We start from the raw sequence: 17,507 nt of genomic DNA, 5'->3' as shown, positions 1-17,507 counted from the left end.
GCGCTATGCTTGGCCCCATGCAGGAAAAGTTGCGCGTCGGTGACCTATCGGCTCGCGATGCCGAATGGCAGCGGTACCCAACCTTCTCGCAGGCCGAGGAGTGTTCAAACAAAGGAAGAGGCTATGGTTCAAGTTCGCAAACTGGTGTTAGCAATAGCGGCCGCCTCGGCGCTGTCCTCCGGTATGGCGCAAGCCCTGCAACTTGGGGAGATGACCCTCAAGTCGAAGTTGAACCAGCCGCTGTCGGTGGAGATCGAGTTGCTCGACGTGGGTGGGCTGACAGCCTCCGATATCGTGCCTAGCCTCGCGTCTTCCCAGGCCTTTGTGGATGCGGGTGTCGATCGTCAGGCGTTCCTTGATGAGCTGACCTTTACCCCAGTGCTCAACAGCAGTGGTCGCAGTGTGGTTCGCGTGACTTCCAGCAAGCCGTTGCCCGATTCCTACGTGCGCTTCCTGTTGCAGGTGCAATGGCCCAATGGCCGATTGATGCGTGACTACAGCGTATTGCTGGACCCGGCCAAGTTCGAGCAAAAGGCCCCGCAGGCCAGTGCCCCGGCACCGCGTCTTGCCACGCCTGCTGCCACCAGCGTCAGCAAGGCTGCTGAACACACCACGACTTCTCGCGACACGCTATGGGAAATCGCTGCGAAAAACCGCAATGGCGGCTCGATCCAGCAGACCATGCTGGCGATCCAGGCGTTGAACCCGGGGGCCTTTGTCGACGGTAATATCAACCGCATGAAAACTGGCCAGGTGCTGCGCCTGCCAGATCCGGTCCAGAGCACCAGCCTGCCGCAACCCCAGGCGATTGCCGAAGTGACTGCGCAGAATGCGGCCTGGCGTCAGGGCCGTCGCGGTGCCACCAATCAGGCGGCGGGGCGCCAGCAACTGGACGCCACCAAACGCACCCAGGCCGGCGCAGCGCCGTCGCAGACGGCCGCCAAGGACAACCTGAGCCTGGTCTCGGCCGAGGCCGCCAAGGCCGGTGTCAAAGGCGCCGCAGGCGATAGCAAGGCTTTGAGCAACAAGCTGGCGGTGACCCAGGAAAGCCTGGACTCGACCCGCCGCGAAAACGAAGAGCTGAAAAGCCGCATGACTGACCTGCAAAGTCAGTTGGACAAGCTGCAGCGGCTGATCGAACTCAAGAACAATCAACTGGCCAAGTTGCAAGCCGAAGGCGGCACCCCGGCGCAGCCTGCGGTCATGCCAGCCGAGCTGGCTGCGGTACCGGCTACACCTGCAGCGCCCGCAGCTGAAGCGCCTGTGGTTGCACCAGTGGAAAAACCGGCAGAGCCGGCAGAAGCTGCCAGCACCGAAGGTAAATTCAATGAGCTGCTGACCAACCCTATCGTCCTTGGGGTGATCGGTGGCGCCGCCGGCCTGTTGGTGCTGCTGCTCCTGCTGCTGTGGGCGCGTCATCGCAATGCGCGCCTGGAAGAAGAGAAACACCTGCGCATGGCGCGGGCGCTGGCCGAGGAGCCAGAGTTCTCCTCGAACCTTGAGCAGGACATGCCGTCGGACAGTTTCGAAGGCCTTGAAGTCCCGGCGGCAAACGTCACGCTGGCTCCAGCTCCAGCTCCAGCTCCAGTTGCCGTGGCCCCTGTGGTTGCACCTGCGACCAGCATGGCACCTCCAAGCAAGCCGATCATTGAGCCCGGCTCCGCCGACGCCCTGGCCCAGGCCCAATCCCATCTGGATCGTGGCCACTTGAACCAGGCGGCTGCGGTGCTGGAGGAAGCGATCAAGCTGGAGCCCAAGCGCAGCGATCTGCGCCTCAAACTGCTGGAAGTCTACGGCCAGCAGGGCGACAAGGATGGTTTCGTGAGCCAGGAGCGCCAACTGGTTGCCAATGGCGAGAACCATGCCCAGGTCGAGTTGTTGAAAAATCGCTACCCGGCCATGGCCGTGCTGGCTGCGGGCGTCAGTGCGGCGGTCGCCGCTGCTGCGCTGGACGCACAGTACGTCAAGGATCTGCTCCAGGAAGAGCCGGCGCCTGCCGCCGCGCCTCAAACCGATACGTTCGACACCGACTTCGACCTGAGTCTGGATGATCTGGAAGCCGCGTCACCGGCAGTGGTCGCGCCCGAGGTCGATGACCTGAGCTTCGAGTCGGTGTTGCAGCAACAGACCGAAACCAAGGCCAGCGAGGACGATCTAGCGGATTTTGACCTCGACTTGCAGTTGGATGCGCCTGCCTCGCAGTCCGACGACGATTTCCTCTCTGGCCTGGAAGAGCAGATGAAGGACCTGCCGCCGGTCGAGCCACCTATCTTGACGCCGGCCGCGCTGGACGATTTTGACTTGCCGGAAGACTTCGACCTGTCCCTGGCTGACGAGCCCGCGCCAGCGGACAAGCCGGACGCCTTCGCCTCGGAGCTCGACGATGTCAACGCCGAGCTGGAACGTCTGTCGCAGAGCCTGGAAAGCCCGTCGATCGAGCCGAGCTTCACCGCAGAAGATGCCGCCAAGGGCGACGATGAGCCGGAGTTCGACTTCCTGTCGGGCACCGATGAAGTCGCCACCAAGCTCGACCTGGCCCAGGCCTATATCGACATGGGCGATGCGGATGGCGCGCGCGACATCCTTTCCGAAGTCCTCACCGAAGGTGATGAAAAGCAACGGGGTGAAGCCAAGGAAATGCTCAGCAACCTAGCCTAAAGCCATCGCGCAACCCCTGTAGGAGCGAGCTTGCTCGCGAAGGTCGTCAACGATAACGCGCCCATCCTGGATGATCGCGGCGCTCTTGAGTTTTTCGCGAGCAAGCTCGCGCCTACAAAAAGCTTCAAGCCATATATAATGGCTGCCTTTGCGCAACTCATCAGGCTCTCAGCTCTTGGCAAATATAGATAACGCGGCCGCCGAAATGGCGGCCGCCGGCTTTTTCAGAATCGCCCTGGGCGTGGAATACAAAGGCTCGCGCTATCGCGGCTGGCAGCGCCAGGCCTCTGGCGTGCCGACCGTGCAGGAAACCCTGGAGAAGGCCCTGTCGAAGGTCGCCGACTCCCCGGTTTCATTGATGTGTGCCGGGCGCACCGACGCGGGCGTGCATGCCTGTGGGCAAGTGGTGCATTTTGACACCCAGGCCGAGCGTTCGCTGAAGGCATGGGTCATGGGCGCCAATATCAATCTGCCCCACGATGTCAGCGTCAGTTGGGCCAAGGTCATGCCGGCGCACTTCCATGCACGGTTCAAGGCCATCGCCCGACGTTACCGTTATGTGATCTACAACGATCAGATCCGTCCGGCGCACTTGAACGAAGAAATCACCTGGAACCATCGCCCGTTGGACGCCGAACGCATGGCCGAAGCGGCCCAGCATCTGGTGGGGATCCACGATTTCAGTGCATTCCGGGCCGGCCAGTGTCAGGCCAAGTCGCCGATCAAGGAAGTCCATCACCTGCGCGTGACACGTCACGGCAAGATGATTGTCCTGGATATCCGCGCCGGTGCGTTCCTGCACCATATGGTGCGCAATATCGCCGGGGTGTTGATGACCATTGGCACTGGCGAGCGCCCGGTGGAGTGGGCCAGGGAGGTGCTGGAGAGCCGGGTTCGGCGTACTGGCGGGGTGACGGCACACCCGTTCGGCCTGTATCTGGTGGATGTGGAGTACCGCGATGAGTTCGAGCTGCCGCAGCGTTTCATCGGGCCACACTTCCTCACAGGTTTCACTGAACTTGGCGGCTGACGCCCGGAAAAGCATTTGTTACCATCCGGGACTTTCCTGGACAGCCCCCTGAGGTTTCGACGATATGTCAGGCGTTCGCAGCAAGATTTGCGGGATTACCCGCATGGAAGACGCGCTGGCGGCAGTCGAGGCGGGGGCTGACGCCATCGGTTTTGTGTTTTATGCCAAAAGCCCGCGGGCGGTGACGGTGCAGCAGGCCCGGGCGATCATTGCCGGTTTGCCGCCATTCGTGACCACCGTGGGGCTGTTCGTCAACGCCAGCGCCTGTGAGCTCAACGAAACCCTGGATGCCGTGCCGCTGGACCTGTTGCAGTTCCATGGCGACGAATCGCCGGAGGAGTGCGCTGGCTACCATCGCCCGTATATCAAGGCGTTGCGGGTCAAGGCGGGTGACGATATCGCCGCCAGTTGCGCCGCCTACGCCGGGGCCAGCGGGATTTTGCTCGATGCTTATGTCGAGGGCATTCCTGGCGGGACGGGCGAGGCCTTTGACTGGTCGCTGATTCCCCAGGGCTTGAGCAAGCCGATCATCCTGGCGGGTGGCTTGTCTGCCGACAATGTGGCCCAGGCCATTGCCCAGGTGCGTCCCTATGCAGTGGACGTCAGCGGCGGGGTGGAGCAGGGCAAGGGCATCAAGGATTCAGGCAAGATTCGCGCATTCATGCAAGCCGTGCGCAGCAGCAGTGGCGCGATGTGACGGCTGGCAGTCTGCCGCCGTCAGTAACTACCACTGTGTAAAACAGGCCGGCGTTGCCCTCGGGCGGCGCCAATGAAGTGGCAGCCACGCACTGGCGGGTTGTCTGGAAGGCTGAGGGCAGGTGCAGGAAATGGCTGGTCGAACGTCTGACCCCGTCCTGCAGGTGTCATCGCCACATCAATGAATTTAGCTCAAGGGCATACGCGGGGCTGTGTTCAAGCCACCGGTACTGGAGAAAGAAAGCATGAGCAACTGGTTAGTAGACAAACTGATCCCCTCGATCATGCGTTCCGAGGTGAAAAAAAGCTCGGTCCCTGAAGGTCTGTGGCACAAGTGCCCATCCTGCGACGCGGTGTTGTACCGCCCGGAGCTGGAAAAGACCCTGGACGTTTGCCCCAAGTGCAACCATCACATGCGTATCGGCGCCCGCGCCCGTATCGACATTTTCCTCGACGCCGATGGCCGTGCCGAACTGGGTGCTGACCTGGAACCGGTGGACCGTCTCAAGTTCCGCGACGGCAAGAAGTACAAGGACCGCCTGACTGCTGCGCAAAAGCAGACCGGTGAAAAAGACGCGCTGATCTCCATCAGCGGCAAGCTGTTGGGCATGCCGGTGGTGGTGTCCGCGTTTGAGTTTTCCTTCATGGGTGGCTCCATGGGTGCCATTGTCGGTGAGCGTTTTGTACGTGCCGCCAACTACGCCCTGGAAAACCGTTGCCCGATGATCTGCTTCGCCGCCTCCGGTGGTGCGCGGATGCAGGAAGCGTTGATCTCGCTGATGCAAATGGCCAAGACCTCTGCGGTATTGGCGCGTCTGCGTGAAGAAGGTATCCCGTTCATCTCCGTGCTGACCGATCCGGTCTACGGCGGCGTTTCCGCCAGCCTGGCGATGCTGGGCGACGTGATTGTTGCCGAGCCCAAGGCGCTGATCGGTTTTGCCGGCCCGCGCGTGATCGAGCAGACCGTGCGTGAAAAACTGCCGGAAGGCTTCCAGCGCAGCGAGTTCCTGCTGGAGCACGGCGCCATCGACATGATCATCGCCCGTTCCGAGCTGCGTCCGCGCCTGGGCAACCTGCTGGCACAGATGATGGACCTGCCGACGCCTGAGTACGTTGCCGCACCTGTCGAGCCAATCGTGGTGCCACCGGTGCCTGCAAACCTATGACCCAACGAACCCTGGGCGAATGGCTCGCCTACCTTGAGCAGTTGCATCCGTCAGCCATCGACATGGGCCTGGAGCGCTCGCAACAGGTAGCGGCCCGCCTTGGGTTGGGTCGACCTGCGCCGCGGGTGATCACGGTCACCGGCACCAACGGCAAGGGTTCTACCTGCGCCTTTGTCGCCGCGTTGCTGCAGGCCCAGGGCTTGAAGGTTGGCGTCTACAGCTCGCCACACTTGCTGCGTTACAACGAGCGCGTGCAACTCAACGGTGTCGAAGCCACCGATGAGCAGTTGTGTGAAGCCTTTGCGGCGCTGGATGCCGGGCGTGGTGAAACGTCCCTGACCTATTTCGAGATGGGCACCCTGGCCGCGTTCTGGCTGTTCGAGCGTGAACAGCTGGATGCGGTGGTGCTGGAAGTCGGCCTGGGCGGGCGCCTGGACACGGTCAATGTGGTGGATGCCGATCTTGCGTTGGTCACCAGCATTGGCGTGGATCACGTTGATTACCTGGGCGATACCCGCGAATCCGTGGCCTATGAAAAGGCCGGGATCTTCCGCCAGGGCAAGCCGGCGTTGTGCGGCGACCTGGATCCGCCACAGACCTTGCTGGACAAGGTGCGCGAACTGGATTGCCCGTTTTTCCTGCGGGGCCGGGACTTCTCCCTGGAAGTGGCTGACGATCAATGGTCGTGGCGCGGTGTCGACGCGCGGGGCCAGGGTGTCGAGCTGCACGGCCTGCCGCTGCTGAACCTGCCCATGGAAAACGCTGCACTCGCCCTGCAGGCATACCTGTTGTTGGATCTGCCGTGGAATGCCGGGCAGATTGCCGATACCTTGCAGCGTACCCAAGTGGTTGGGCGCCTCGATCGTCGTTCGTTCGAATGGCAAGGCAAGCGCTTGAATCTGTTGCTGGATGTCGGGCATAACCCGCATGCTGCGCAGTACCTGGCGCGTCGTTTGGTGCGTCAAGCGCCAGCGGGTCGGCGCCTGGCGGTGTTCGGCCTGCTGTCGGACAAGGATCTGGACGGTGTGGTCGCACCGCTGTTGGGTAATGTGCAGTCCTGGGCGGTCGCCCCGTTGGATACGCCGCGCACCCGCACGGCTGATGAGGTGCAGGTGGTGTTGCAGAACCTTGGGGCGACGGTGACGTCCCATGCAAGCGTGAGCGCTGCGTTGGAGGCTCAATGCGCGGTGGCAACGGCCGAGGACGAGATTCTGTTGTTCGGATCATTTTATTGTGTTGCCGAGGCGCTTGAATGGTTGGCCCGGCGCTCCACGGAGGAAGCTGCACATGGCATTACTGGATAGCGCATACAAGCAGCGAATGGTCGGAGCCCTGGTGCTGGTGGCATTGGCGGTGATTTTCCTGCCGATGCTGTTTTCTCGCCAGGACGAGCAGCGCCAGGTCACGGTTGAGGCCCCGGCTGCACCCCAGGCCCCGGTGATACCGCAGGTTCAGGTCGAGCCGGTGGTGGTGCCTGAGCCGCAGGCGTTGCCCGAGGAGGAACCGGTGCTGACTGACGCTGAGATTGCCCAGCAGCAGGCGCCCACGGCGCCGATTCAGCCCAGCGTTCCCGTGGTGAAGCCTGCGCCAGTCGTGGCTGCCAAGCCTGCGGCGCCTGCCCCGGCACCAAAACCTGTCGCGCCGCAGCCTGCTGCGCCAGGCAAACCGGATGTCGGCCAAAGCCGTATTGATCCCAATGGCCTGCCGATCAGTTGGTCGGTGCAGCTTGCCAGCCTGTCCAATCGCGAGAGTGCCGAAGCTTTGCAGAAAACCCTGCGTAGCCAAGGTTATAACGCCTATATCCGTACTGCCGATGGCAAGAACCGGGTGTTTGTCGGGCCGCTGATCGAACGCGCCGAGGCGGATCGCCTGCGTGACCTGTTGGGGCGCCAGCAGAATCTGAAGGGGTTTGTGGTGCGCTTCCAGCCAGAACGTGGCTGATTCTGGCAATACCTCAAAATGTGTGTGCAGGCTTGTGTGGGAGCGGGCAAGCCCGCTCCCACATTGGTTTTTGCCTGTCTTGAGATGGCCGCAGCCTGCCACAACCTATTGATTTGCAATGGACCGCCAATCACCGCTTACCGATAGCCCGGCGCTCTGCTAAAATGCGCCGCCTTATCCGTCTGTAGGCTGCACTGTGCCATTTACCTGGGTTGATTGGGCGATCGTAGCCATCATCGCCATCTCCGCATTGATCAGTCTAAGCCGCGGCTTCGTCAAAGAAGCATTGTCGCTGCTGACCTGGATCGTTGCAGGAGTCGTCGCCTGGATGTTCGGCGGATCCCTGGCCGTTTACCTGGCCGGCTACATCGAAACACCTTCGGCTCGTGTCATCGCGGGCTGCGCCATCATGTTCATCGCCACGCTGCTGGTGGGAGCAATGGTCAATTATCTTATCGGCGAATTGATACGTGTCACCGGCCTCTCCGGGACCGATCGATTTCTCGGCATGGCCTTTGGTGCCGCGCGTGGCGCGTTGCTGGTGGTCATTGCGGTCGGGCTGTTGAGCCTGGGCCCGGTACAGCAGGATGCATGGTGGCAGGAGTCGAGTCTCGTGCCAAAATTTCTATTGGTTGCAGATTGGTCCAAGAACCTCATATTGGGGTGGAGCAGTCAGTGGCTGGCCAGCGGAATCAGCGTACCCGCTGATCTTCCGTTCAAGGAACACCTCTTGCCGGGCAACGCGCCGCAGTAAGCAGGGTTCAGTCAAGATTCATTAAGTAGGGGTTGCGTCGCATGTGTGGCATCGTCGGTATCGTCGGTAAGTCGAACGTCAATCAGGCGCTGTATGACGCGCTAACCGTCCTCCAGCACCGCGGCCAGGACGCTGCCGGTATTGTGACCAGCCACGACGGCCGGTTATTCCTGCGCAAGGACAATGGCCTGGTACGTGACGTGTTCCATCAGCGTCACATGCAGCGCCTCGTCGGGCACATGGGCATTGGTCATGTGCGTTATCCGACGGCTGGTAGCTCGACTTCGGCCGAAGCTCAACCGTTTTACGTCAACTCGCCTTACGGTATTACCCTGGCGCACAACGGCAACCTGACCAATGTTGAGCAACTGGCCAAGGAGATTTACGAATCTGACCTGCGCCATGTCAACACCAATTCCGACTCGGAAGTGCTGCTCAACGTGTTTGCCCACGAACTGGCCCAGCGCGGCAAGTTGCAGCCGACCGAAGAAGACGTGTTTGCCGCTGTGACTGACGTGCACAACCGCTGCGTCGGTGGCTACGCGGTCGTGGCCATGATCACCGGCTACGGGATTGTTGGTTTCCGCGATCCGCATGGCATTCGTCCGATCGTGTTCGGCCAGCGCCACACCGACGAAGGCGTCGAGTACATGATCGCCTCCGAAAGCGTATCCCTGGATGTGCTGGGCTTTACCCTGGTCCGCGATCTGGCCCCGGGCGAGGCGGTGTACATCACCGAAGACGGCAAGCTGCACACCCGTCAGTGCGCGGTCAACCCGAAACTCACCCCGTGCATCTTCGAGCACGTCTACCTGGCGCGTCCGGATTCGATCATCGACGGTGTCTCGGTGTACAAGGCGCGTCTGCGCATGGGCGAGAAGCTCGCCGAGAAAATCCTGCGCGAGCGTCCGGAGCACGACATCGACGTGGTGATCCCTATCCCGGACACCAGCCGCACTGCGGCGCTGGAGTTGGCCACCCGCCTGGGCGTCAAGTTCCGCGAAGGCTTCGTCAAGAACCGCTACATTGGCCGCACCTTCATCATGCCGGGCCAGGCAGCGCGCAAGAAGTCGGTCCGCCAGAAGCTCAACGCCATCGAGCTGGAGTTCCGCGGCAAGAACGTGATGCTGGTGGATGACTCCATCGTGCGCGGCACCACCTGCAAGCAGATCATCCAGATGGCTCGCGAAGCCGGGGCGAAGAACGTGTACTTCTGTTCCGCCGCACCAGCCGTGCGTTACCCGAACGTGTACGGTATCGACATGCCGAGCGCCCACGAACTGATTGCCCACAATCGTTCGACCCAGGATGTGGCTGATCTGATCGGCGCTGATTGGCTGATCTATCAGGATCTTCCTGACTTGATCGAAGCGGTGGGTGGCGGCAAGATCAAGATCGAGCAGTTCGATTGTGCGGTCTTCGATGGCAAGTACGTGACGGGTGACGTCGACGAGGCTTACCTGAACAAGATCGAGCAGGCGCGCAACGACTCTTCGAAGATCAAGACCCAGGCGGTCAGTGCGATCATCGATCTGTACAACAACTGAGTAACGACCGGCCCTGAGGGGCCGGTTTTGTATCTTAAATAAAGAATTGAGTGAAGGAGTGGCAGCATGAGTCAGGAATGGGATGCCGGTCGGTTGGACAGCGACCTCGATGGCGTGGCTTTCGATACCCTGGCTGTGCGCGCCGGCCAGCACCGCACGCCGGAAGGTGAGCACGGTGACCCGATGTTCTTCACTTCCAGCTACGTGTTCCGTACCGCAGCCGACGCGGCGGCACGCTTTGCTGGCGAAGTGCCGGGCAATGTCTACTCCCGTTACACCAACCCGACCGTACGCGCCTTCGAAGAGCGTATCGCGGCGCTGGAAGGGGCAGAGCAGGCTGTCGCCACGGCCACTGGCATGGCGGCCATTCTCGCCGTGGTCATGAGTCTGTGCAGTGCCGGCGATCACGTGTTGGTGTCGCGTAGCGTGTTCGGTTCGACCATCAGCCTGTTCGAGAAGTACTTCAAGCGTTTTGGTATTGAAGTCGACTACGTGCCGCTGGCGGATCTTTCCGGCTGGGACGCGGCGATCAAGGCCAATACCAAATTGCTGTTCGTCGAGTCGCCGTCCAACCCATTGGCAGAGCTGGTGGACATCGCCGCCCTCGCCGAAGTGGCGCATGCCAAGGGCGCGATGCTGGTGGTGGATAACTGCTTCTGCACGCCAGCCCTGCAGCAGCCACTGAAGCTGGGGGCGGACATCGTGGTGCATTCGGCCACCAAGTTCATCGATGGCCAGGGCCGTTGCATGGGGGGCGTGGTTGCCGGCCGTGGCGAGCAGATGAAGGAAGTCGTGGGCTTCTTGCGCACTGCTGGCCCGACCCTGAGCCCGTTCAATGCATGGGTTTTCCTCAAGGGCCTGGAAACCCTGAGCCTGCGGATGAAGGCCCATTGCGCCAACGCCCAGGCCCTGGCGCAATGGCTGGAGCAGCAGGACGGAATCGAAAAGGTTCACTACGCTGGCTTGAAGAGTCACCCGCAACACGAACTGGCCCAGCGTCAGCAGCGTGGCTTTGGTGCGGTGGTCAGCTTCGAGGTCAAGGGTGGCAAGGAGGGTGCATGGCGCTTTATCGATGCCACGCGCCTGATTTCCATCACCGCCAACCTGGGCGATAGCAAAACCACCATTACCCATCCAGGCACCACTTCCCATGGTCGCCTTACCCCGCAGGAGCGTGAAGCGGCCGGTATTCGTGACAGCCTGATCCGCGTTGCAGTGGGCCTGGAAGACGTGACTGACTTGCAGGCTGACCTGGCTCGCGGGCTGGCTGCCTTGTGATCGAGTGGTCCCTGGAGGCGGCTGGCGCCAGTAATGGTCGAGTCGCGCTGGTGACGGGCGCGGCACGGGGCATCGGCCTGGGGATCGCGGCCTGGTTGATCAGCGAAGGCTGGCAGGTGGTGTTGGCCGATCTGGATCGCGAGCGGGGCGCCAAGGTGTCCAAAGTACTGGGCGATAACGCCTGGTTTATCACCATGGACGTGGCCGACGAGCAGCAGGTGGCCCTTGGGGTGGCTGAAGTGCTTGGCCAGTTCGGGCGCCTGGATGCGTTGGTGTGCAATGCCGCTGTGGCCGATCCGCGCAATATCACGCTGGACAGCCTGGACCTGGCTTACTGGAACCGGGTATTGGCGGTGAACCTCAGTGGGCCGATGCTGCTGGCCAAGCATTGCGCGCCTTATCTGCGCGCTCATGGCGGTTCTATCGTCAACCTGGCCTCGACCCGGGCCCAGCAGTCGGAGCCCGATACCGAGGCGTATGCGGCGAGCAAGGGCGGCCTGTTGGCCCTGACCCATGCGCTAGCCATCAGCCTGGGGCCAGAGGTTCGGGTCAACGCTGTCAGTCCTGGTTGGATTGATGCCCGTGATCCCGCAGCGCGCCGCGCAGAGCCGTTGAGTGACGCCGATCATGCGCAGCATCCTGCGGGCCGGGTTGGGACGGTTGAGGATGTGGCGGCCATGGTGGCGTGGCTGCTGTCGCGCAGCGCTGGGTTTGTGACAGGGCAAGAGTTCGTAGTGGATGGCGGCATGAGCAAGAAGATGGTCTATGAGCCGTGAGGGGCAGCTTCAAGCTACAGGCTGCAAGTGAAAGCGGATTTTCGGTGGCTTTTGACTTGCAGCTTGAAGCTTGCAACTTACAGCTGTTTTTGAAAAAAACTCAATCCTGCTATTGACTTAGGTCCGCTACCTGCGTAAATTTCGCGGCCTCAACGAAGCAAAGGGTGATTAGCTCAGCTGGGAGAGCATCTGCCTTACAAGCAGAGGGTCGGCGGTTCGATCCCGTCATCACCCACCACTTCTTGAGAGTTTTGCCTTCGGGCAAGACGCAACGTTAAAGGTTGCACCGACGCGCAGCGGTAGTTCAGTCGGTTAGAATACCGGCCTGTCACGCCGGGGGTCGCGGGTTCGAGTCCCGTCCGCTGCGCCATATTTTCCAGGTCCGATGATTCGGATTTGAGATTGAACAGCCAAGGCTGCTCAGTCAGATGTTTGAAGGCGGTTGAAGGTGACACTTCAGCAGTCTGAGCGATACGCAGCGGTAGTTCAGTCGGTTAGAATACCGGCCTGTCACGCCGGGGGTCGCGGGTTCGAGTCCCGTCCGCTGCGCCATATCTGTTCCAGGGTCCACTGAACACCCTGAGAGCGCCAAGGCAAGCTTCATGCTTGATTGGATCGATAGCAAAGACCCTGGTCGAAAGACCGGGGTTTTTTGTGTCTGCGATTTGATGATGCGCCCTGTAGGAGTCGGCAAGCCGGCCCCTGCAGGGTGTCGATCAGAAGCCCAGCTTGTCCCGCAGCCCGTAGTACCACGCGCCCAGCGCCGCAAATGGGGTTCGCAGCAGTTGGCCGCCCGGGAACGGATAGTGGGGCAGGTCGGCAAACGCATCAAAACGCTCGGCCTGGCCTTTGAGGGCTTCGGCCAGCACCTTGCCTGCCAGGTGTGTATACGTCACACCATGGCCGCTACAGCCCTGGGAGTAGTAGATGTTGTCACCCAGGCGCCCGACCTGAGGCAATCGCGACAGGGTCAGTAGGAAATTGCCGGTCCAGGCGTAGTCGATTTTCACATCCTTCAATTGCGGGAACGCCTTGAGCATCTTCGGGCGGATAATCGCTTCAATATTCGCCGGATCCCGCGCGCCATACACCACGCCACCACCGAAGATCAGGCGCTTGTCGCTGGTCAGTCGGTAATAGTCGAGCAAGTAGTTGCAATCTTCGACGCAGAAATCCTGGGGCAGCAGGGTTTTAGCCAGTTCATCACCCAGAGGGGCTGTGGTAATTACTTGTGTGCCGCAAGGCATCGACTTGGCTGCCAGCTCAGGCACCAGGTTGCCCAGGTAGGCGTTGCCGGCGACGATGATGAATTTGGCCTTCACCTTGCCTTGGGCGGTGTGGACGACAGGATTGGCGCCGCGCTCGATACGCACCGCTGCGGACTGCTCGTAGATCGTGCCGCCGAGGGACTCCACCGCCGCCGCTTCGCCCAATGCCAGGTTGAGCGGGTGGATATGCCCACCGCTCATGTCCAAAAGGCCACCGACGTAGTTCTCACAGGCCACCACATCGCGGATGCGCCGCTCATCGAGCAACTCCAGCTGAGTATGGCCATAGCGCTCCCATAGGCGCTTCTGCGACTCCAGGTGGCCCATGTGCTTGCTATTGAGCGCGGCAAATACACCACCGTCCTTCAGGTCGCACTGGATCTGGTATTTGGCGACCCGCTCACGAATGATCCTGCCGCCTTCAAACGCCATTTGCCCCAATAGCTGCGCCTGCTGGGGGCCGACGCTACGCTCGATCACATCGATATCACGGCTGTAGCTGTTGACGATCTGCCCACCATTGCGCCCTGAAGCCCCGAAGCCCACCTTGGCGGCTTCCAGTACCGTCACGCGAAAGCCGCTCTCCAGCAGGAACAGTGCGCTCGACAACCCGGTATAGCCGGCGCCGATCACGCACACGTCGGTTTCGACTTCGCCTTGCAGGACCGGCCGGGGAGGAACCGCATTGGCGGACGCGGCGTAATACGACTGGGGGTAGGGGGTGTTCGCCATACTGGAACCTCTGTTTTATATTTTTTACGAGTGCGCCGATCCTACCTGAGTTGAAAATCCCCTGCCAGCCATGCGGGAAAAGCAGCTCTACCGAGCAAAAATAAAAAATTCGCATATTCATAGGCTTAGCTGCAAAAAAGGTGTTGACACCCCTCGGGAATTCCGTAGAATGCCGCCTCACAGCAGGCACGTAGCTCAGTTGGTTAGAGCACCACCTTGACATGGTGGGGGTCGTTGGTTCGAGTCCAATCGCGCCTACCAAACAAAATCCGCTCTGCTGGGCGGTCTAGAAGGGCTCACCGAAAGGTGGGCCCTTTTTTGTTGCCTATCGTTTGGGCAAACATTGGGAATACTTTGGGCAAACGACCTTCGAGCTACACGTTTAGGTCGGCTTTCACCTTCATGTAAATGACCTCACCATCCCCGTGGCCAGACTGATAATGCTCGGTCATTTTCACGTCAGCGTGACCCATCAATCCCTGTATGTATTCCTGTGCAAATCCCTGCTGTTCGTACAGCCAGGCACCCAATGCGCGGATCTCATGAAACGTTGGCCGCTCACCCGCTGGCACATTGTCGTAGGCATGTGAGTCGTCCCGAGCCTGGCCACGGTGCTGGTATGCCCGCAGAAATTAGAGCGATGGAAGCTCGAATTAAAAGAGAGGAAATGCACCTCCTCTCAGGTTATTACGAGCAGAAAGGTGGCCCGGTTCGCGGTGGCTCGCCAGGGTCTGGTCGCCGCAGCTAAAAAAGCTTTCCGCAAAACCCTTCGCAAGGCTTTCTGGAGAGCATCCGGCCCGCACATGGCTGGCCGGTAATCTCAGGATTTTTCTCACAGTCCGCGGATCTTCCCGACTGCACTCTTGTTCTCGCACGGATCTAAGCTGCTCCGGCCGGGTCGAGGCACGATTCTCATCGCGGTTACCCGTGGGTCGATTAAGGCTCGACCTCGCTAACCGGCGGGGCCACGCACTACTACGCAACCACGATGCCCAAGGCCCCAGCCTGGGCGGCGAAGGCCAAGCAGACGCTACGCCTCGGGCACCACGTCTTTTTCAAGGATGTGCCGTGATGACGCCCGTCCAGAAGATGGCCGGGCTGGTGGTGATGGTCCTAGTGCTGATGGACATCGCCGCCGGAGTCACCTGGCAGGTGCAGGACTGGCGCATGCTCAACGAATTATCGCCATCACCGATGCCGGCGATAGAGGATTGATCGCGCTGCGGGCGTGCCAGGCGTATGTCAGAGCCATTGCGCGCTGACGGGCTGGAGATATCTATTGTGCCGGAGGGGAATTCAGTCACTGATATGTAATCGTGAATGTTGCCGATGCATTAGCCGGCCCTGGTGTTACCTGCTTCTCGGTCTGCAAGTAACGGGCACGCAGAGGGATCGAATAACTCCCCTCGCTGGTTCTTAGGCTGAGTCCACTACTCCGATTTCTTCCAAGTGGCACGGGGGCATTATTGGGTGTGGCAATCTGAATGCCAACGCCGCTGGCTGCGGGGGCACCATCCGTAGCGCTCGGGTCAAGGCTCAAAACGCCGGTGGGCGCGCTAATCGGTGGTCGAGCGGGATCAATGCGAAACAGCAGGCTGTTGTTATCTCTAGATCCACTAGTGCCTACACCGGACGGATAATCTCCGCTCTGCGAAGTCCAGCTCGGGACGTTCGTGCTATATGTACCGTGGAACGCTGGGCAGTTGTTCAAATCAATGGAAAAGTTCTGCCAACCGCTGGCGCTGTTAAGCCCAGTAAATTCCTTGGTCTGATGTGTTCCCATCGGTACCACCACATCCGGAGTGCTGCAGGTTCGCGAAACAATCTGGATGGTGCCTGCAATTTCAACATAGAACCCCAACATTCTGACGGTGTTGGCGTTGAAGTAGAGCTGTACTGCGGGCAGAGTTCCGCCCCGGAGCACGCCAGGTTTCACATCACCAATTTTCACCAAAATCAACTCAAAGTTAGTAACGTTGTAAAGAGGGATAGGGCATGGAGTGGAGGAGTTACAATTCGTTGGCCGTCTAGTGCCTAGCCCGGGCAGCACCAGCCCCGAACTATTTTTGAAGGCGACTCCCAGCCCATCGATGTTGGTTTTGTAGACTTTATTTGCATACGGTCTGTAGTGGTCAACTAATCCCGGACACGACGTTAAGTTTTGCCTCGGCCCGCGCTGGAGCCAACCCATCGTTGAATTGATGAGGCCTAATCCAGTTGTAGCGATGCATCAAAAAATGGCTGATATCGCGCTGTGCTTCCTGCGCAGTTCGATAGCCCACGGTCGGTATCCATTCTGTTTTCAAGCTGCGAAATACGCGCTCCATCGGTGCGTTATCCCAGCAGTTTCCTCGTCGACTCATGCTCTGGCGCATGCGGTATCGCCACAACCGCTGGCGAAAGAGTCGGCTTGCATATTGCGATCCTTGGTCCGAGTGGAATAGCAGATCCGAAGGCCTGCCACGCTGCTCGTAGGCCATATCCAACGCTTTGATCACCAGCTCAGCGTCTGGCTTTTCCGACAGCGCCCAACCCACGATCCGACGCGTACAAAGATCCAAGACGACAGCCAGGTAATGCCACTTTCCTTGCGCCCAAATGTAGGTGATATCGCCGCACCAGACTTGATTGGGCGCTGGCACGTCGAACTCGCGGTTCAATGTGTTCGGGATATCCAGTCTTTCTACTGTTGCTCGTTTGTAGGCATGGGAGCCGGGTTGTTTGCTGACTAAATCAAGCTCGCGCATCAAGCTACGCACTTTGAATCGACCGAGTTGCTCACCGTCTTCACGCATCAGCGACAGAATGCTACGACTGCCCGCAGAGCTGCGACTTTGCGAGAACAGCTCACTGACGCGACTACGTAATCGAAGCCGTTCAACATCGGGCGTGCGGCGCCGCAGGCGCTGGGCGTAGTAACACGAGCGAGTGACGTCAAACACCTTGCACAGCCAATCAACCGGCTCATGGGCGCTCAACTGGTCAATCAGCGCGAACGCTCGTGATCTTCCGACATCAAGAGCGCGGTAGCCTTCCTAAGAAACACCCTCTGTTGGCTGAAGAGTGAAACCAAATTCGGCAGCACGGCGATGTAGACCTTTTACGACTCGTTCCCGATATCTCTGTTCGTACTGGTCTGCTCCGGGGTCCTGATAGCTCATACCGAAACGCATCGCGTTGTAGAACAGAATCGCAATTTTTCGGGCGGTCGCTGTGACTGCTTTGGCTTTTCCGATTCGAGCGGCAAGGCGTCTATAGAAGGCCCCAAGCGCAGTACTCGTTCTCCCTACTGTGACAGCAGCCAAGCGCAGGTGGGCGGTCACTCGATTCTTAGTTTTCCGAGTATGAGCGGAAAGCACCTTACCGCCACTGATCCTACATCCCGGCGCGAGCGTCAGCCACGAAGTGAAATGATGACAAGTGCGCCATCGGCTCAGATCTGTACCGCATTCGGCGACCAGCCGAAGTGCCAAAAAGGGGCCAATGCCATGTATTTGCGTGAGGTCCACGCCGACCAGTTGATAGAGCAAGGTGCGAACATCGAAGTTAAGCGCATTGGGTTGCCGAGTTTTATGGCGCGGTTTAGGTAATGGTTCTGACGGACGCACCTTTTCCTGCGAAAGCTTGATGAGCACTTGTGCAATTTGCTGATCGCAGATGA

The 17,507-nt window shown here is 60.1% G+C and carries 14 protein-coding genes, 4 tRNA genes and 4 pseudogenes; 17 read left to right on the top strand and 5 right to left on the bottom strand.

Annotated features, from left to right (window positions below):
• Nucleotides 1–123: 123 nt before the first annotated feature.
• The 14 genes and pseudogenes from BFQ03_RS03865 to BFQ03_RS03805 all read left to right on the top strand — a co-directional run bounded on the left by BFQ03_RS03865 (nt 124) and on the right by BFQ03_RS03805 (nt 12,398).
• Nucleotides 124–2,658 (top strand): FimV/HubP family polar landmark protein, encoded by a 2,535-nt coding sequence (locus BFQ03_RS03865; protein ID WP_065942504.1) that lies wholly within the window; start codon nt 124–126, stop codon nt 2,656–2,658.
• A 30-nt stretch (nt 2,659–2,688) separates the two neighbouring features.
• Nucleotides 2,689–2,775 (top strand): annotated as a pseudogene (locus tag BFQ03_RS30500) (outer membrane lipoprotein carrier protein LolA); the annotation flags it as partial.
• A gap of 88 nt (nt 2,776–2,863) precedes the next feature.
• Complete coding sequence (gene truA, locus BFQ03_RS03860; RefSeq protein WP_032859472.1) at nt 2,864–3,688, top strand: tRNA pseudouridine(38-40) synthase TruA; 825 nt, start codon at nt 2,864–2,866, stop codon at nt 3,686–3,688.
• 64 nt (nt 3,689–3,752) lie between these two features.
• Complete coding sequence (locus tag BFQ03_RS03855) at nt 3,753–4,385, top strand: phosphoribosylanthranilate isomerase (RefSeq protein WP_032859474.1); 633 nt, start codon at nt 3,753–3,755, stop codon at nt 4,383–4,385.
• A gap of 244 nt (nt 4,386–4,629) precedes the next feature.
• Nucleotides 4,630–5,550 (top strand): acetyl-CoA carboxylase, carboxyltransferase subunit beta, encoded by a 921-nt coding sequence (gene accD, locus BFQ03_RS03850; RefSeq protein ID WP_032859684.1) that lies wholly within the window; start codon nt 4,630–4,632, stop codon nt 5,548–5,550.
• Nucleotides 5,547–6,854 carry a bifunctional tetrahydrofolate synthase/dihydrofolate synthase gene (folC, locus tag BFQ03_RS03845; RefSeq protein WP_032859476.1) on the top strand — a complete coding sequence of 436 codons (1,308 nt, stop codon included), beginning with the start codon at nt 5,547–5,549 and terminating at the stop codon, nt 6,852–6,854. The genes accD and folC overlap by 4 nt, the downstream gene beginning before the upstream one ends.
• A complete protein-coding gene (locus tag BFQ03_RS03840) occupies nt 6,838–7,491 on the top strand; it encodes an SPOR domain-containing protein (RefSeq protein ID WP_065942503.1) in 654 nt (217 codons plus the stop codon). Before folC ends, BFQ03_RS03840 begins: the two co-directional genes overlap by 17 nt.
• 196 nt (nt 7,492–7,687) lie before the next feature.
• Nucleotides 7,688–8,245, top strand: coding sequence for a CvpA family protein (locus BFQ03_RS03835; protein WP_032859479.1), 558 nt, complete (start codon nt 7,688–7,690; stop codon nt 8,243–8,245).
• Between the two features lie 41 nt (nt 8,246–8,286).
• Nucleotides 8,287–9,792 carry an amidophosphoribosyltransferase gene (gene purF, locus BFQ03_RS03830; RefSeq protein ID WP_032859480.1) on the top strand — a complete coding sequence of 502 codons (1,506 nt, stop codon included), beginning with the start codon at nt 8,287–8,289 and terminating at the stop codon, nt 9,790–9,792.
• 66 nt (nt 9,793–9,858) lie between these two features.
• A complete protein-coding gene (locus tag BFQ03_RS03825; protein ID WP_032859481.1) occupies nt 9,859–11,070 on the top strand; it encodes an O-succinylhomoserine sulfhydrylase in 1,212 nt (403 codons plus the stop codon).
• Between the two features lie 11 nt (nt 11,071–11,081).
• Complete coding sequence (locus tag BFQ03_RS03820; RefSeq protein WP_090293079.1) at nt 11,082–11,846, top strand: SDR family oxidoreductase; 765 nt, start codon at nt 11,082–11,084, stop codon at nt 11,844–11,846.
• Between the two features lie 162 nt (nt 11,847–12,008).
• A tRNA-Val gene (locus BFQ03_RS03815) sits at nt 12,009–12,084 on the top strand.
• Between the two features lie 55 nt (nt 12,085–12,139).
• Nucleotides 12,140–12,216 (top strand) — tRNA-Asp (locus tag BFQ03_RS03810).
• Nucleotides 12,217–12,321: 105 nt separating this feature from the next.
• Nucleotides 12,322–12,398 (top strand) — tRNA-Asp (locus BFQ03_RS03805).
• 164 nt (nt 12,399–12,562) lie between these two features.
• Here BFQ03_RS03805 and BFQ03_RS03800 read toward each other — a convergent pair.
• Entirely contained in the window at nt 12,563–13,846 is a 1,284-nt protein-coding gene (locus BFQ03_RS03800) for an NAD(P)/FAD-dependent oxidoreductase (protein WP_032859482.1), read from the bottom strand.
• A gap of 184 nt (nt 13,847–14,030) precedes the next feature.
• Here BFQ03_RS03800 and BFQ03_RS03795 point away from each other — a divergent pair.
• Nucleotides 14,031–14,107, top strand: a tRNA-Val gene (locus BFQ03_RS03795).
• A 113-nt stretch (nt 14,108–14,220) separates the two neighbouring features.
• On the opposite strand, the gene BFQ03_RS03790 is transcribed toward BFQ03_RS03795, so the two are convergent.
• The gene (locus BFQ03_RS03790; RefSeq protein ID WP_175403877.1) at nt 14,221–14,418 is read right to left on the bottom strand and encodes a tyrosine-type recombinase/integrase; all 198 of its coding nucleotides are present in this window, start codon (nt 14,416–14,418) and stop codon (nt 14,221–14,223) included.
• A gap of 383 nt (nt 14,419–14,801) precedes the next feature.
• On the opposite strand from BFQ03_RS03790, the pseudogene BFQ03_RS30495 reads away from it, so the two are divergent.
• Nucleotides 14,802–14,918: pseudogene (locus BFQ03_RS30495) on the top strand (cell wall hydrolase); the annotation flags it as partial.
• Between the two features lie 91 nt (nt 14,919–15,009).
• Nucleotides 15,010–15,108 (top strand): annotated as a pseudogene (locus BFQ03_RS30490) (lysis protein); the annotation flags it as partial.
• Nucleotides 15,109–15,146: 38 nt separating this feature from the next.
• Here the strand turns inward: BFQ03_RS30490 and BFQ03_RS28815 are convergent.
• From BFQ03_RS28815 to BFQ03_RS28810, 3 genes and pseudogenes are all read right to left on the bottom strand, one after another.
• Entirely contained in the window at nt 15,147–15,797 is a 651-nt protein-coding gene (locus BFQ03_RS28815; protein WP_239695219.1) for a fimbrial protein, read from the bottom strand.
• Nucleotides 15,798–15,978: 181 nt separating this feature from the next.
• A pseudogene (locus tag BFQ03_RS03785) lies at nt 15,979–16,881 on the bottom strand (IS3 family transposase); the annotation flags it as partial.
• Nucleotides 16,882–17,507, bottom strand: a 626-nt coding sequence (locus tag BFQ03_RS28810) for a transposase (RefSeq protein ID WP_139115632.1), incomplete at its 5' end; no start/stop codon positions are given.

This window comes from Pseudomonas sp. 25 R 14 (genome assembly GCF_900004755.1).
GTDB classification, from domain to species: Bacteria; Pseudomonadota; Gammaproteobacteria; order Pseudomonadales; family Pseudomonadaceae; genus Aquipseudomonas; species Aquipseudomonas brenneri.
Note: the sequence above shows the minus strand (reverse complement) of the source record. Positions and strands in the feature narration are given on the sequence as shown.